Origin of the sequence: Pseudomonas sp. NBRC 111132 (genome assembly GCF_001320565.1) — a bacterium.
GTDB classification, from domain to species: Bacteria; Pseudomonadota; Gammaproteobacteria; order Pseudomonadales; family Pseudomonadaceae; genus Aquipseudomonas; species Aquipseudomonas putida_P.
This window is the reverse complement of sequence record NZ_BCBI01000019.1, coordinates 1-15,050: the sequence shown is the minus strand read 5'-3', so window position 1 is coordinate 15,050 and position 15,050 is coordinate 1. Positions and strand designations below refer to the sequence as shown.

The 15,050-nt window shown below is 62.3% G+C and carries 13 protein-coding genes and 1 pseudogene; 10 read left to right on the top strand and 4 right to left on the bottom strand.

The window, feature by feature from the left end:
- Positions 1 to 251 precede the first annotated feature (251 nt).
- Complete coding sequence (locus APH35_RS11315) at positions 252 to 1,898, top strand: Na+/H+ antiporter (protein WP_012270829.1); 1,647 nt, start codon at positions 252 to 254, stop codon at positions 1,896 to 1,898.
- A gap of 56 nt (positions 1,899 to 1,954) precedes the next feature.
- Here the strand turns inward: APH35_RS11315 and APH35_RS11310 are convergent, their stop codons facing one another.
- From APH35_RS11310 to map, 4 genes are all read right to left on the bottom strand, one after another.
- On the bottom strand, positions 1,955 to 2,185 hold the full coding sequence (locus APH35_RS11310) for a hypothetical protein (protein ID WP_060492668.1): 231 nt from the start codon (positions 2,183 to 2,185) through the stop codon (positions 1,955 to 1,957).
- Between the two features lie 141 nt (positions 2,186 to 2,326).
- Positions 2,327 to 3,526, bottom strand: a complete 1,200-nt coding sequence (gene dapC / locus APH35_RS11305; RefSeq protein ID WP_012270831.1) for a succinyldiaminopimelate transaminase — start codon at positions 3,524 to 3,526, stop codon at positions 2,327 to 2,329.
- 30 nt (positions 3,527 to 3,556) lie between these two features.
- The gene (locus APH35_RS11300) at positions 3,557 to 6,259 is read right to left on the bottom strand and encodes a [protein-PII] uridylyltransferase (protein ID WP_012270832.1); all 2,703 of its coding nucleotides are present in this window, start codon (positions 6,257 to 6,259) and stop codon (positions 3,557 to 3,559) included.
- Positions 6,260 to 6,301: 42 nt separating this feature from the next.
- Positions 6,302 to 7,084, bottom strand: coding sequence for a type I methionyl aminopeptidase (gene map / locus APH35_RS11295; protein ID WP_012270833.1), 783 nt, complete (start codon positions 7,082 to 7,084; stop codon positions 6,302 to 6,304).
- A gap of 345 nt (positions 7,085 to 7,429) precedes the next feature.
- Between map and rpsB the strand changes: the two genes are divergently transcribed.
- The 9 genes and pseudogenes from rpsB to APH35_RS29715 all read left to right on the top strand — a co-directional run.
- Entirely contained in the window at positions 7,430 to 8,167 is a 738-nt protein-coding gene (rpsB, locus tag APH35_RS11290; protein ID WP_012270834.1) for a 30S ribosomal protein S2, read from the top strand.
- 185 nt (positions 8,168 to 8,352) lie between these two features.
- A complete protein-coding gene (gene tsf / locus APH35_RS11285; RefSeq protein WP_012270835.1) occupies positions 8,353 to 9,216 on the top strand; it encodes a translation elongation factor Ts in 864 nt (287 codons plus the stop codon).
- A gap of 180 nt (positions 9,217 to 9,396) precedes the next feature.
- Positions 9,397 to 10,140 carry a UMP kinase gene (gene pyrH / locus APH35_RS11280; protein ID WP_012270836.1) on the top strand — a complete coding sequence of 248 codons (744 nt, stop codon included), beginning with the start codon at positions 9,397 to 9,399 and terminating at the stop codon, positions 10,138 to 10,140.
- Positions 10,137 to 10,694, top strand: a complete 558-nt coding sequence (frr, locus tag APH35_RS11275) for a ribosome recycling factor (RefSeq protein ID WP_012270837.1) — start codon at positions 10,137 to 10,139, stop codon at positions 10,692 to 10,694. Before pyrH ends, frr begins: the two co-directional genes overlap by 4 nt.
- Before the next feature lie 15 nt (positions 10,695 to 10,709).
- Positions 10,710 to 11,465: a polyprenyl diphosphate synthase gene (gene uppS, locus APH35_RS11270; RefSeq protein ID WP_012270838.1), complete on the top strand. Its 756-nt coding sequence runs from the start codon at positions 10,710 to 10,712 to the stop codon at positions 11,463 to 11,465.
- A complete protein-coding gene (locus APH35_RS11265) occupies positions 11,465 to 12,280 on the top strand; it encodes a phosphatidate cytidylyltransferase (protein ID WP_060514816.1) in 816 nt (271 codons plus the stop codon). The genes uppS and APH35_RS11265 overlap by 1 nt, the downstream gene beginning before the upstream one ends.
- Positions 12,277 to 13,467: a 1-deoxy-D-xylulose-5-phosphate reductoisomerase gene (gene ispC, locus APH35_RS11260; protein ID WP_060514815.1), complete on the top strand. Its 1,191-nt coding sequence runs from the start codon at positions 12,277 to 12,279 to the stop codon at positions 13,465 to 13,467. Before APH35_RS11265 ends, ispC begins: the two co-directional genes overlap by 4 nt.
- A 71-nt stretch (positions 13,468 to 13,538) precedes the next feature.
- The gene (gene rseP, locus APH35_RS11255; RefSeq protein ID WP_060514814.1) at positions 13,539 to 14,891 is read left to right on the top strand and encodes an RIP metalloprotease RseP; all 1,353 of its coding nucleotides are present in this window, start codon (positions 13,539 to 13,541) and stop codon (positions 14,889 to 14,891) included.
- 74 nt (positions 14,892 to 14,965) lie between these two features.
- Positions 14,966 to 15,050 (top strand): annotated as a pseudogene (locus APH35_RS29715) (POTRA domain-containing protein); the annotation flags it as partial.

Here is a 15,050-nt window from a genome sequence, read left to right as displayed (position 1 = left end):
GGATTATGCGGGAACCAAACTGTGAGCGCCACGGGTGTGCTCGCCTTGAGTCTTGCAGTGGGTCGGCGATTGGGTGCCGGCCGTGCGGCGCTCGATCTCACAGACGAAGAAGTATCATCATGTTACATATTCACCTGCCACCTGCGACTATCGTGCAGCGGCCCCAAACCGTCGGTCGCCGCTAACATATTGTTTCAATGGCGATGTTTCGCCCTGCTATCGTTTCTGGTTCACAAAGGAAGCTCTCCCGGATGCAGTCCGCCTACACCGTCCTCATCCTGCTGACGCTGGTCAGCCTGTCGAAGCTGGTCGGCCGCATGATTCCGCTGCCCTTGCCGCTGGTGCAGATCGCCGCCGGTGCCTTGCTGGCCTTGCCGACACTGGGCCTGCATGTGGCCCTTGACCCCGAACTGTTCCTGTTCTTGTTCTTGCCGCCGCTGCTGTTTGCCGACGGCTGGCGCATCCCCAAGCGGGAGCTGTGGCGCATTCGCGGGCCCGTGGTGGCGCTGGCCGTCGGGCTGGTCCTTTTCACCGTGGTCGGGGCTGGTTACTTCATTCACTGGCTGCTGCCGAGCATCCCGTTGCCAGTGGCCTTCGCCCTGGCAGCGGTACTTTCGCCAACCGACGCCGTGGCGGTTTCGGCCATTGCCCAAGACCGCCTGCCCACGCCGCTGATGCACATGCTGCAGGGCGAAGCCCTGATGAACGATGCGTCGGGCCTGGTGACCTTCAAGTTTGCCTTGGCAGCGGCGATTACCGGGGTGTTCTCGCTGACCGATGCAAGCTTCAGTTTTGTCCTGGTCGCGCTTGGCGGTCTGGCGGTGGGTGTGGGCTTGAGCTGGCTGGTCGGCCGCCTGCGCGCCTGGATGATCGCTCGCGGCTGGGACGACCCAGCCACGCATGTGGTGTTCATGCTGCTGTTGCCATTTGCTGCCTATGTGCTGGCCGAGCGTCTTGGCGTGTCGGGCATCCTTTCGGCGGTGGCGGCGGGCATGATGCAGAGCTGGCTCGACCTGCTGCCACGGCAAACCAGCACCCGCCTGCTCAACCGCAGCGTCTGGTCGCTGCTGGAGTTTGCCTTCAACGGCCTGATCTTCCTGCTGTTGGGCCTGCAGTTGCCGGACATCATCAAGGCGGTGGTCAGCCACGAACCCACCGTCTGGCCGACCCTGGCCTACCGCTGCCTGGATGTGGTGGCGATCTTTGCCGCGCTTATCCTGCTGCGTTACATCTGGGTGCAGAGCATCTGGCGCTCGATCGGCGTGGTGCGTCGCTGGCGTGGGAAACCGGCGCTGGTGCTGATGCCTACAGCGCGCTCCTGCTGGCTGCTGACCCTGGGCGGGGTGCGGGGGGCGGTGACCTTGGCAGGTGTGATGTCGGTGCCGTTGCTGATGGGGGCGGGCAAGGCCTTCCCGGAACGTGACTTGTTGATCTTCATTGCCGCCGGGGTGATCCTGCTGTCGTTGATCAGTGCCTGTATCGCGTTGCCGCTGTTGCTGCGCGGGGTGACCAAGAGCCCGGACGAGCGCCTGCGCCAGGAAGTGCAGGAAGCCTGGCGGCGCACGGCCGAAGCGGCGATCCATGCCCTGGAGGCAGAGGAGGTGATCGACAGCAATGCGCCGCAGGACGCCGCGCAGGCGACCTTGGCGACCGAACTGAAAGCGCGGTTGATGGCAGAATACCGGGATGAGCTGGACAGCTACAACGACAGCGCCGAAGCCAAGGCGCTGGCCGAGCAGATGGACCTGCTGGAGCGGCATTTGCGCTTGCGTGCACTGAGGGCGCAGCGGTTGGAGCTATACAACCTGCATCGCCAGCACCTGGTCGGAGATGAGGTCGTGCGCCAGGTCCTGGGGGAGCTGGACATGAGTGAAGCGAACCTTGGGCAAGTCAGGTAGGGCGTCGAAATGGCGAGGATTGCCCGCGCTCACCGAGAGCACGGGCGTTGCCTGGCTTACTTGCAGGCAGGGGAGCCATCGAGGCGCAGCAGGGTTTCGCCCACCTCTATGAAACCGTCGCCGTTCACATCCATCAGTGCCAGGATGGCATCCCTCTCATCGCTACTGTGCAAGTTGTCGAAGCGCTTCTTGAATTCTTCCAGCGAAACCTTGCCGTCGCCGTTGTCGTCCATTTCGAGGAGCCAGCTTTTGGCATCCTGACATATATCGCTGCTGATCTGGGTCATGGGTGTTGCCTCGTCTGCGGTGGAGGAGGCTTAACCTTAAGGTCGGGGTGATTGGGGCGATATTGGCGTATTCAGCCTGGCCGGTAGGGCAATTCGACGGCGTCGATCTGCCCTGCCGGTCGGCAAGGTTTTCAGGAAGGTTCAGCGCTTTTGCAAGAACGCGCGAATACGCTCCGCCGCCTCGATGCACTCGGCCAGGGGGGCAACCAGGGCCATGCGCACACGCCCGCTGCCGGGGTTCACGCCGTCGACTTCGCGGGACAGGTACGAACCCGGCACCACGGTCACGTGTTCGGCTTCGAACAGGTCACGGGTGAAGGCGGCATCGTCGTTGCCCGGCACCTTGGCCCACAGGTAGAAGCTGCCGTCCGGGCGTTGTACGTCGAGCACCGGTTGCAGGATATCCAGCACGGCATCGTACTTGGCTCGGTACTGGTCGCGGTTGGCGCGCACATGTGCCTCGTCCTGCCAGGCGGCGACGCTGGCCAGTTGGGTCTGCACGGGCATGGCACAGCCGTGGTAGGTCCGGTACAGCAGGAACGGCTTGATGATCTCGGCATCGCCAGCGACGAAGCCCGAGCGCAGGCCCGGCAGGTTGGAGCGCTTGGACAGGCTGTGGAACACCACGCAGCGCTTGAAGTCACTGCGGCCCAGTTCGGCGCAGGCGGTCAGCAGGCCCGGTGGCGGTGCGTCCTCATCGAAGTACAGCTCGCTGTAGCATTCGTCGGCCGCAATCACGAAGTCGTGCTCATCGGCCAGTGCAATCAGCTTTTTCAGGGTGTCCATCGGCACCAGCGCGCCGGTGGGGTTGCCTGGCGAGCACAGGAACAGGACCTGGCAGCGCTTCCATACCTCGGCCGGGACGGCGTCGAAGTCGGGGTTGAAGCCGTTGCTTTCCAGGCACGGCAGGTAGTGCGGGGTGGCACCGGCCAGCAGTGCTGCGCCTTCGTAGATCTGGTAGAACGGGTTGGGGCTGATGACCAGGCCGTCATCGGCACGGTTGACCACGGCCTGGGTGAAGGCGAACAGGGCTTCACGGGTGCCGTTTACCGGCAGGATGTGGCGGTCGGCATCCAGCCAGCCGGCCGGTACGCCAAAGCGCCGTTCGCACCACTGGCCGATAGCCTGGCGCAGGGCCGGCAAGCCGAGGGTGCTGGGGTATACCGCCAGCTTGTCGAGGTTGTCGGCCATGGCCTGGGCGACGAACGCCGGCGATTCGTGCTTCGGCTCACCGATCGACAGGGCGATGGCGCGTTTGTCCGCCGCAGGCTTCACGCTGCCCAGCAGGGCGCGGAGCTTTTCGAACGGGTAAGGCTGAAGCTGGGTCAAGGCATGGTTCATCTGCGCAAGGTCTCGTCAATCGTCTAATCGTTAAAAAGTCACGCGGGTCGGGCTGGTGTCGCTACCTTGGCCGGCCTGTAGCTGCTGCACGATGGCTTCCTGCAGGCGGCTGCACAGCTGCGGGTCCGACAGCGGCTGGTTGTCGGCATCGGTGATGAAGAACACGTCTTCCACCCGCTCGCCGAGGGTGGCGATTTTGGCGTTCTGCAATGACAGGTCGAACTCCAGGAAAATCCGCCCCAGCCGGGCCAGCAGACCAGGGCGGTCGGGTGCAGTAATTTCGAGGATGGTCACTGGCCGCTGGGCATCGTTGAGGATGGTCACCTGCGGTGGGAAATCGAAGTGCTTGAGCTGGCGCGGCACTCGGCGCTGGATGATGGTCGGGTAGTCCTCGGGGTTGCGCAGCGCTTCGGTCAGGCCGTCGCGAATCTGCTTTACCCGCTGCGGGTTGTCGCCGATCGAGCCACCGTCGTTGTCCAGCACGATGTAGGTGTCGAGGGTGAACTGGCTGCTCGACGTGATGATGCGCGCATCGTGGATGTTCAGGTTCAGCTGCGACATGGCCGCCACCGTCACGGCGAAGAAATCGTGCTGGTCGGGGGCGTAGATGAAGATCTGCGTGCCGCCTTCGAACTCGCGCTGGGTGGTTTCCTTGATCAGTACCAGCGGCCCACCATCGGCCGGTTGCTGGAGAATTGCATCCGTGTGCCAGGCCACATCGGCGGCGTTGTGCTTGAGGAAGTAGTCGTCACCCAGCTGCGACCACAATTGTTCCACGTCGTCTGGGTCGGTGCCCTCGCGCACCAGGATATCCAGCGCTGAGGACTGGGTCTGGCGAATCTGCTCCTCGCGGTCCAGCGGGTTTTCCAGGCCGCGACGCAGGGCGCGCTTGGTCTCGGTGTACAACTGGCGCAGCAGGCTGGCCCGCCATGAGTTCCACAGGCTGGGGTTGGTGGCGTTGATATCGGCCACGGTCAGCACGTACAGGTAATCGAGGCGGGTCTCGTCGCCCACGTGCAGGGCAAAGTCATTGATCACTTGCGGGTCGGACAAGTCCTTGCGCTGGGCAGTGGTCGACATCACCAGGTGGTTTTGCACCAGCCAGACGATCAGGCGGCTGTCCCAGGCCGGCAACTGGTGGCGCTCGCAGAATTTTTGCGCGTCCACCGCGCCGATTTCCGAGTGGTCGCCCTGGCGGCCCTTGCCGATGTCGTGGTACAGGCCGGCCAGGTAGATCAGCTCGGGCTTGGGCAGGCGCCCCATGAGCTTGCTGGCCAGCGGAAATTTTTCGGATACCGGCGTGTATTGCAGCTTGCGCAGGTGCTTGATGAGGTTGAGGGTGTGCGCATCGACTGTGTAGATGTGGAACAGGTCATGCTGCATCTGCCCGACGATCAAGCCGAACTCTGGCAGGTAGCGGCCAAGGATGCCGTAGCGGTTCATCCGCCGCAGGTTGCGGTGAATGCCGATTTCGCACTTGAACAGCTCGATGAACAGGCTGGTGTTGCGGATATCGGTGCGGAACGTGTCGTCGATCAGGTGCCGGTGCTCGCGCAGCAGGCGCACGGTATCGGCACGTACGCCCTTGATTTCCGGGCGCTGGGCCATGAGCACGAAAATTTCCAGCATGGCGAACGGCGTGCGCTTGAACACGTTCGGGTTGGCCGCTTCTATATAGCCGTCATGCAGGCGGAAGCGCGCATTGAGCGGCTGGGTGCTGCCACTTTCCTCGTCGGCGAGGATGACCTCTTCGAAGTGCTGGACGATCAGGTCGCACAGCTGGCTGATGCTCATCACCACCCGGTAGTACTGCTGCATGAACTGCTCGATCGCCCGCTTGGGGTTGTCGTCGCCGTAGCCCAGCAGTGTGGCCAGGCTGCGCTGGTGGTCGAACAGCAAGCGGTCTTCGGCGCGTCCGGCAAGCATGTGCAGGGCGTAGCGCACCTTCCACAAAAAGTCCTGGGACGAGGCCAGCAGTTCATTCTCGCTTTCCAGCAAGAAGCCCTCGCCGGCCAGTGCATGCAAGTTCAGGGTGCCGTACTGGCGGCGGGCCACCCACAGCACCGTCTGGATGTCGCGCAGGCCACCTGGCGAACCCTTGACGTTGGGTTCCAGGTTGTACTCGGTATCGTTGTACTTGTGGTGGCGGGCCTTGAGCTCGGCGCGCTTGGCCAGGAAGAACTCCTTGCTCGGCCACATGTGCGCGGTGCTGGTCACCTCCAGCATGCGCTGGCGCAGGGCCTCTGGGCCGCAGATGGTGCGGCTTTCCATCAGGTTGGTGATGACCGTCAGGTCGGCGCGGGCCTGTTCGGCGCATTCGTCGACGGTGCGCACGCTTTGGCCCACTTCCAGGCCGATGTCCCACAGCAAGGTAAGGAAGCGTTCGATAGCGTCGCGGTACTGCTCGTGCTCGGCAGCGCCCAGCAGTATCAGCAGGTCGATGTCCGAGTGCGGGTGCAGCTCACCGCGCCCGTAACCGCCTACCGCGACCAAGGCGATGCCGCTTTGGTCGCCCCAGTCGAACTGGTTCCACGCCTGTTGCAGGATGTTGTCGACGAGCCAGGCGCGGGCTTCGATCAGTGGGCGGATTTCGCTACCAGCACGAAAACGCTTGTCGAGCACCTCGCCGGCCAGACGGATGGCTTTCTTGAAGGCGGCGATAGGGCTCGCCTTGAGGGCCAGTTCCGCCTGGAACTGGCCACGGTCGAACAGCTCGGGATCCACCTGGGGCATCGCGTCACATTCCTGTCGTGGGGTGGCCTGTGGGGGGCGAGGTCAGGCCGAAGTGCGCGGGATGGTGTCGTCCTTGCGCAGGGTGAAGATCTCGTAGCCGGTCGCGGTCACCACCAGGGTGTGCTCCCACTGGGCTGAAAGCTTGCGATCCTTGGTAATGGCAGTCCAGCCGTCGCCCAGCACCTTGGTGTCGGCCTTGCCCTGGTTGATCATCGGCTCGATGGTGAAGGTCATGCCTTCTTTAAGCTCCATGCCGGTGCCGGCGCGGCCGTAGTGCAGGATCTGCGGCTCTTCGTGGAACACCTTGCCGATGCCGTGGCCGCAGAACTCGCGCACCACGGAGAAGCCGTTCTTTTCCGCGTGCTTCTGGATCACTTCGCCGATATCGCCCAGGCGGCAGCCCGGCTTGACCAGCTCGATGGCCTTGTACATGCACTCCTGGGTAACCTTGGACAGGCGCTCGGCCCATACCGGCACGTTACCGACGTGGAACATGCGGCTGGTATCGCCGTGGTAGCCGTCCTTGATCACGGTGACGTCGATGTTCAGCGTGTCACCGTCCTTGAGCGGTTTGTCGTTGGGGATGCCATGGCAGACCACATGGTTGATCGAGGTGCAGATCGACTTCGGGTAGCCCTTGTAGTTGAGCGGCGCCGGGATGGCCTGCTGGACGTTGACGATATAGTCATGGCACAGGCGGTCGAGCTCTTCGGTGGTAACACCGGGCTTGACGTGTTCCTCGATCATTTCCAGCACGTCGGCGGCCAGGCGGCCGGCGATGCGCATCTTCTCGATGTCTTCTGCGGTCTTGATGTTGACGGTCATTACAGGCTCTCTACAGCGCCGCATGCGGCGCGAACAAACGGGAAAGGCCGGATTCTAGCAGAGCAGGGCGGCATTCTGTCGGGATAAAGGCGGCCATGCTGCTCTCTACAGGAGGCATTTTGGCCTGTTTGACGGGGCGCTGCAAAAACCGCTGACGGACGCGACCTCATCCGGGTTTCGTTCGCTCGCGGTCTGTGGTATAACATGCGCCGCTTTCGGGGACGACCCCGTCAGCTTAAACCCACACACGTGTCGACACGATGACCTGGGTGCCCCGGATTCTCGAATTTGCGGGTTGGTCATTGGGACGCGTGGAGGCCCAACCCGACTTATCAAGGAACTATCATGTCCCAAGTCAATATGCGCGATATGCTGAAGGCCGGTGTGCACTTCGGCCACCAGACCCGTTACTGGAACCCGAAAATGGGCAAGTACATTTTCGGCGCGCGTAACAAGATCCACATCATCAACCTGGAAAAAACCCTGCCAATGTTCAACGACGCTCTGGCGTTCGTAGAGCGTCTGGCTCAGGGCAAGAACAAGATCATGTTCGTCGGCACCAAGCGTTCCGCCGGCAAGATCGTCGCCGAGCAAGCTGCTCGCGCTGGTTCGCCATACGTTGATCACCGCTGGTTGGGCGGCATGCTGACCAACTACAAAACCATCCGCGCTTCGATCAAGCGTCTGCGCGACCTGGAAACCCAGGCCGAAGACGGCACCTTTGCCAAGCTGACCAAGAAAGAAGCTCTGATGCGTTCGCGCGATCTGGAAAAGCTGGACCGCAGCCTGGGTGGTATCAAGGACATGGGCGGTCTGCCTGATGCCCTGTTCGTGATCGACGTTGATCACGAGCGCATTGCTATCACCGAAGCAAACAAGCTGGGCATCCCGGTTATCGGCGTTGTCGATACCAACAGCAGCCCGGAAGGTGTTGACTACATCATCCCAGGCAACGACGACGCCATCCGCGCCATCGAGCTGTACATGACTTCGATGGCTGACGCCATCATCCGCGGCCGCAACAACGTTGCTGGCGGCACCGAAGTCTATGTTGAAGAAGCGGCTGCACCTGCTGCTGAGTAATAGGCGCTAGCGTCTACTTGGCACGCAAAAAGGGGGCTCTGCCCCCTTTTTGCCACCTTGAAATCCTGCTGTCAGCATCGGCCCCGCATCATGGGCGTGCTGAAATGAAAACAGCGGATTAGCAGAATTGAACGCCCGTGATCAACGGGTGGAATGGTTGAAAAACTTTCCAAGAGGATTTTGAAATGGCAGCAATTACTGCAGCGCTGGTAAAAGAACTGCGCGAGCGTACCGGCGAAGGCATGATGGATTGCAAAAAGGCCCTGGAAAAGGCCGGCGGCGACATCGAAAAAGCCATTGACGACATGCGTGCCTCGGGCGCCATCAAGGCCGCCAAAAAGGCTGGCAACGTCGCTGCTGAAGGCGCTATCGCCGTCAAGACCGACGGTAAATCCGCCGTCCTGCTGGAAGTGAACTCGCAGACCGACTTCCTGGCCCTGCAAGACGACTTCAAGAACTTCGTTGCCGAAAGCCTCGAAGAAGCCTTCGCCCAGAAGCTGACCGATGCTGCTCCGCTGATCGCCTCGCGTGAAGCTGCTCGTGAAGCCCTGGTTGCCAAGTGCGGCGAGAACGTCAACATCCGTCGCTTGGTGCGCGTTGAAGGTGACGTTGTCGGTGCCTACCTGCACGGCAACAAGATCGGCGCTGTCGTCGTTCTGAAAGGTGGTGACGTAGAGCTGGCGAAAAACATCGCCATGCACGTTGCAGCGTCGAACCCTGAGTTCCTGGATTCGTCGGAAATCTCCGCCGAGGCCATCGAGCGCGAGAAGGGTGTCTTCCTGCAGCTGAACGCCGACAAGATCGCCGGCAAGCCGGAAAACATCGTTGAAAACATGATCAACGGCCGTATCACCAAGTTCAAGGCCGAAGCCTCGCTGAAAGAGCAAGCCTTCGTCATGAACCCAGAAGTCAAGGTTGGCGAACTGGCCAAGAAAGCCGGTGCTGAAATCGTTTCCTTCACCTACTTCAAAGTAGGCGAAGGCATCGAGAAGCCAGTCGACGACTTCGCTGCTGAAGTTGCCGCTCAGGTAGCTGCTGCCAAGCAGTAAGACAGCCCCGTCTGTCGCCCCAAAGAGGCTGCCCGCTCACGCGCGCAGCCTCTTTGTCAAAACGGCAAAGGGTTTATAAGGCCCGCCGCCGCTGGCGCCAAAACGGTGCCACGCTACAGTTAGCAGGCTGCAAACAGCCCGCATGAATTTTCTAAAAGTACGCCGCAGGAGAGACTCGCAATGGCTCAGCAGGTGAGTGGTCGCCAACCTCGCTATAAACGCATTTTGCTCAAACTTAGCGGCGAGGCCCTGATGGGCTCGGAAGACTTCGGGATCGACCCGAAAGTGCTGGATCGTATGGCCCTTGAAGTTGGCCAGTTGGTAGGGATCGGTGTCCAGGTCGGCCTGGTGATCGGCGGTGGCAACCTGTTCCGCGGTGCCGCGCTCAGCGCAGCCGGCATGGACCGTGTCACCGGTGACCACATGGGCATGCTGGCCACCGTGATGAACGGCCTGGCCATGCGCGACGCGCTGGAGCGCTCGAACATCCCGGCCCTGGTCATGTCGGCCATTTCCATGGTCGGTGTCACCGATCATTACGATCGTCGCAAAGCTATTCGCCACCTCAACTCCGGGGATGTGGTAATTTTCTCCGCCGGTACTGGCAACCCGTTCTTCACCACCGACTCCGCAGCCTGCCTGCGTGCCATCGAAATCGATGCCGATGTGGTGCTGAAGGCGACCAAGGTCGATGGTGTGTACACTGCCGATCCATTCAAGGACCCGCACGCCGAGAAGTTCGATCACCTGACCTACGACGAGGTCCTGGATCGCAAGCTGGGTGTGATGGACCTGACTGCAATCGTTCTGTGTCGCGACCACGGGATGCCATTGCGGGTATTCAACATGAACAAGCCTGGCGCCCTGCTGAACATCGTGGTGGGTGGCGCTGAAGGTACTCTGATCGAGGAAGGCCAAGCATGATCAACGACATCAAGAAAGACGCGCAGGAGCGCATGACCAAGTCCCTCGAGGCCCTGGGCCGCAACCTGGCGGCAATCCGCACTGGTCGCGCGCACCCAAGCATCCTGGATACCGTCAAGGTCACTGCCTGGGGCAGCGAAATGCCGCTGAACCAGGTTGCCGCGATCACCGTCGAAGATGCTCGCACCCTGAAGATCGTCGCTCACGACAAGAACCTCAGCGCTGCCATCGAGAAGGCCATCCTTACCTCCGACCTGGGCCTGAACCCATCCAGCGCCGGTACCACCATTCGTGTGCCGATGCCGGCCCTGACCGAGGAAACCCGCAAGGGCTACACCAAGCAGGCCAGCGGTGTGGCCGAGGACGCCAAGGTAGCTGTGCGCAACGTGCGCCGCGACGCCCTGGCTGACCTGAAGAAGCTGACCAAGGACAAGGAAATCAGTGAAGACGAAGAACGTCGCGCCGCTGATGAGATCCAGAAGCTGACCGACAAGTTCGTTGCCGAAGTCGATGCTGCCTTCAAAGCCAAGGAAAAGGACCTGATGGCCGTTTAAGGCCGGGGTTTTTTAATGGAAAAGACCAAGCCAGCGGTGCCGTCCTCGGTGCCGCGTCATGTCGCGATCATCATGGATGGCAACAACCGCTGGGCGAAGAAACGCCTGCTGCCCGGCGTTGCCGGGCACAAAGCGGGTGTCGACGCCGTTCGCGCGGTCATCGAAGTCTGTGCCAAGTCCGGGGTCGAGGTGCTGACCCTGTTCGCCTTCTCCAGCGAAAACTGGCAGCGCCCCGCCGAAGAAGTGGGTGCGCTGATGGAGTTGTTTTTCTCGGCCCTGCGCCGTGAGGCCAAGCGCCTCAACGAAAACAACATCAGCCTGCGCATCATCGGTGACCGTTCGCGTTTCCACCCTGAGCTGCAGGCTGCCATGCGCGAAGCCGAGGCAGTGACCGCCGGTAACAATCGCTTCATCCTGCAGATTGCAGCCAACTACGGTGGCCAGTGGGACATCGCCCAGGCCGCCCAGCGGCTGGCGCGGGAAGTGCAAGCTGGGCACCTGCGCCCGGAAGACATCACCCCGGGCCTTTTGCAGGCCTGCCTGGCAACCGGCGAGCTGCCATTGCCGGACTTGTGCATCCGCACCGGTGGCGAGCACCGCATCAGTAATTTCCTGCTGTGGCAGCTGGCCTATGCCGAGTTGTATTTCTCCGACCTGTACTGGCCGGACTTCAAACACGAGGCCATGCGCAATGCCCTGGCCGATTTCGCTTCGCGCCAGCGCCGCTTTGGTAAGACCAGCGAGCAGGTCGAGGCTGGAGCTCGTGCTTAATGCTTAAACAACGCATCATTACTGCGCTGATCCTGCTGCCGATCGCGCTGGGCGGTTTCTTCCTGCTCAACGGTGGCGATTTCGCCCTGTTCATCGGCTTCGTGGTGACCCTCGGTGCCTGGGAGTGGGCGCGCCTTGCCGGGCTGGTGGCCCAGCCGCTGCGTATTGCCTATGCCGCGGTGGTCGCCGGGGCGCTGATGCTGCTGTACATCCTTCCAGAGCTGGCGCCCTGGGTGCTGGGCGCCGCGGTGATCTGGTGGGGGCTGGCAACCTGGCTGGTGCTGACCTATCCGCGCAGCAGCGAGCTGTGGGCCAGTGCTGCCTGCCGGCTGCTGATCGGCCTGCTGGTGCTGCTGCCCGCCTGGCAGGGGCTGGTGCTGCTCAAGCACTGGCCGCTGGGCAACGGGTTGATCCTGTCGGTCATGGTGCTGGTGTGGGCTGCCGACATTGGCGCGTACTTCTCTGGGCGGGCGTTCGGCAAGCGCAAGCTGGCCCCGCAAGTCAGCCCGGGCAAGAGCTGGGAGGGCGTGTACGGTGGTCTGGCGGTCAGCCTGTTGATTACCCTGGGTGTCGGCATCAGCCGCGACTGGAGCTTTGGTCAGGTCCTGCTCGGCCTGCTGGGCGCCGCGCTGCTGGTCATGGCCTCGGTAGTCGGTGACCTGACCGAAAGCATGTTCAAGCGCCGCTCCGGCATCAAGGACAGCAGCAACCTGCTGCCCGGCCACGGTGGCGTGCTTGATCGCATCGACAGCCTGACTGCGGCAATCCCGATTTTTGCGGTGCTGTTGTGGGCTGCCGAATGGGGTGTGATGTGAGTCGCCCGCAGCGTATTACCGTGCTCGGGGCCACTGGCTCCATCGGCCTGAGCACGCTGGATGTGATCGCGCGGCACCCTGATCGCTATGAGGCGTTTGCCCTCAGTGGCTATTCGCGCGTCGACGAGCTGTTGGCGTTGTGCGTGCGTCATCGCCCGGCGTTCGCCGTGGTGCCGAGCGCCGAGGCAGCCGCAAGGCTGCGCGCAAGCCTGGCTGCAGCCGGCTGCGCCACCGAGGTGCTGGAAGGCGAGGCCGGGCTGTGCCAGGTGGCGTCGGCAGCGGAAGTGGATGCAGTGATGGCGGCCATTGTCGGTGCCGCCGGCCTGCGCCCTACGCTGGCGGCTGTCGAGGCTGGCAAGAAGGTATTGCTGGCCAACAAGGAAGCGCTGGTGATGTCGGGTGCGCTGTTCATGGAGGCAGTGCGGCGCAGTGGCGCCGTGTTGCTGCCGATCGACAGTGAGCACAACGCGATCTTTCAGTGTATGCCTGGCGACTACGCCCGAGGCTTGAGTGCCGTTGGTGTGCGCCGGATCCTGCTGACCGCTTCCGGTGGTCCGTTCCGCGAGACGCCGGTCGAGGCGTTGTTGGACGTGACCCCGGAGCAAGCCTGCGCGCACCCTAACTGGTCCATGGGGCGCAAGATTTCCGTGGATTCGGCCAGCATGATGAACAAGGGGCTCGAACTGATCGAAGCCTGCTGGCTGTTCGATGCTGCGCCGGCCAAGGTCGAGGTGGTGGTGCACCCGCAGAGCGTGATCCACTCGCTGGTCGACTATGTGGACGGGTCGGTGCTCGCGCAACTGGGCAACCCGGACATGCGCACACCGATCGCCAATGCCTTGGCCTGGCCTGAACGGATCGACTCCGGGGTCGCGCCGCTGGACCTGTTCGCCATCGCCCGTCTGGATTTCCAGGCGCCCGACGAACAACGCTTCCCTTGCCTGCGCCTGGCGCGGCAGGCTGCCGAGGCCGGCAATAGCGCGCCCGCCGTGCTCAATGCGGCCAACGAAGTGGCGGTCGAGGCATTTCTTGAGCGGCGTATCCGCTTCCCGGAGATCGCGGGTATGATCGAACAGGTACTCGACCAGGAGCCCGTCGTGCCGCTGCCGTCGCTGGACGCGGTGTTTGCCGCCGATCAGCGTGCCCGGGAGCTTTCCCGTGAGTGGCTGAGGCGTCACGGTCGCTGATGCAGGCTCGCCACGGTTCGTGAGGGGACTGGGCGTGACGCCGGCCCGCTGAACATCATTCGGAGATGGACATGACAGCGCTCTACATGATTATCGGCACCCTTGTGGCCTTGGGGGTGCTGGTCACTTTCCACGAATTCGGCCACTTCTGGGTGGCGCGCCGCTGTGGCGTCAAGGTGTTGCGTTTTTCGGTGGGCTTCGGCACGCCGCTGCTGCGCTGGCATGACCGCCACGGCACCGAATTCGTGGTTGCGGCTATCCCGTTGGGTGGCTACGTCAAGATGCTCGACGAGCGCGAAGGCGATGTGCCGCCAGCGCTGGCTGGGCAGTCGTTCAATCGCAAGTCGGTACGCCAGCGTATCGCGATCGTCGCGGCAGGCCCGATTGCCAACTTTCTGCTGGCTATCCTGTTTTTCTGGGTGCTGGCGATGCTGGGTACCCAGCAGGTCCGTCCGGTAATCGGTGCGGTCGATAGTGGCAGCCTGGCAGCATCGGCCGGTCTGACCGCAGGTCAGGAAATCGTTTCTATCGATGGCAAAGCGACCAACGGTTGGTCAGCGGTCAATCTGCAACTGGTTCGTCGCCTGGGTGAGAGCGGTACGTTGCAGGTTGGCGTGCTTGAAGAGGGCGCCAGCGCTGAGCGCCAACTGCAGGTCAAGCTGGACAGCTGGCTCAAGGGCGCTGACGAGCCGGACCCGATCCAGTCTCTGGGGCTGCACCCTTGGCGCCCGGCGATCACGCCAGTGCTTGCCGAGATCGATCCGAAGGGGCCGGCAGCCGCTGCGGGCCTGAAAACCGGTGACAAGTTGCTGGCTGTCGATGGCCAGGCCGTCACTGAATGGCAGCAAGTAGTCGACAGTGTTCGCGCCCGCCCAGATGCCAAAGTAGTGGTGCGTGTGGAGCGCGACGGTACGGCCCTGGAGCTGCCGGTGACCCTGGCCCGCAAGGGCGAGGGCAAGGCAGTTGGTGGCTATCTGGGTGCCGGGGTAAAAGGTGGCGAATGGCCTGCCAACATGCTCCGCGAAGTCAGCTACGGCCCGCTGGATGCGGTGGGTGAGGGCTTGTCGCGCACCTGGAACATGAGCGTCCTGACCCTTGAATCGCTGAAGAAAATGCTGTTCGGGGAGCTCTCGGTAAAAAACTTGAGTGGACCGATAACCATTGCTAAAGTGGCGGGCGCTTCAGCCCAGTCCGGCGTGGGGGATTTCCTGAATTTCCTGGCCTACCTGAGCATAAGCCTGGGGGTTCTTAACCTGCTGCCCATTCCAGTACTGGATGGGGGGCATTTGCTGTTTTACCTGGTCGAGTGGGCGCGCGGTCGTCCGCTATCCGATCGGGTGCAAGGTTGGGGGGGCCAGATCGGTATCAGTTTGGTCATAGGGGTGATGTTGCTCGCCCTGATCAACGATCTGGGTCGACTATAAAAGCTTCGCTCAATTGCGAACCTGCCGTTTTGTGGCGGCAGGTTGTTTATTGCCAGTTGGAATAAAAGGACTTCATGAAACGTCTGCTGCTAACTGCGGTCATGTCCGCACTGATGATCGCTGAAGTTCACGCCGAGTCCTTCACCATCTCCGATATTC

Bases quoted from the DNA above. Each gene is read 5' to 3' on its own strand.
- rseP (WP_060514814.1), top strand. From the start codon at position 13,539: ATGACAGCGCTCTACATGATTATCGGCACCCTTGTGGCCTTGGGGGTG.
- APH35_RS11300 (WP_012270832.1), bottom strand. From the start codon at position 6,259: ATGCCCCAGGTGGATCCCGAGCTGTTCGACCGTGGCCAGTTCCAGGCG.
- rpsB (WP_012270834.1), top strand. From the start codon at position 7,430: ATGTCCCAAGTCAATATGCGCGATATGCTGAAGGCCGGTGTGCACTTC.
- pyrH (WP_012270836.1), top strand. From the start codon at position 9,397: ATGGCTCAGCAGGTGAGTGGTCGCCAACCTCGCTATAAACGCATTTTG.
- dapC (WP_012270831.1), bottom strand. From the start codon at position 3,526: ATGAACCATGCCTTGACCCAGCTTCAGCCTTACCCGTTCGAAAAGCTC.
- map (WP_012270833.1), bottom strand. From the start codon at position 7,084: ATGACCGTCAACATCAAGACCGCAGAAGACATCGAGAAGATGCGCATC.
- APH35_RS11265 (WP_060514816.1), top strand. From the start codon at position 11,465: ATGCTTAAACAACGCATCATTACTGCGCTGATCCTGCTGCCGATCGCG.
- frr (WP_012270837.1), top strand. From the start codon at position 10,137: ATGATCAACGACATCAAGAAAGACGCGCAGGAGCGCATGACCAAGTCC.
- APH35_RS11310 (WP_060492668.1), bottom strand. From the start codon at position 2,185: ATGACCCAGATCAGCAGCGATATATGTCAGGATGCCAAAAGCTGGCTC.
- APH35_RS11315 (WP_012270829.1), top strand. From the start codon at position 252: ATGCAGTCCGCCTACACCGTCCTCATCCTGCTGACGCTGGTCAGCCTG.
- uppS (WP_012270838.1), top strand. From the start codon at position 10,710: ATGGAAAAGACCAAGCCAGCGGTGCCGTCCTCGGTGCCGCGTCATGTC.
- tsf (WP_012270835.1), top strand. From the start codon at position 8,353: ATGGCAGCAATTACTGCAGCGCTGGTAAAAGAACTGCGCGAGCGTACC.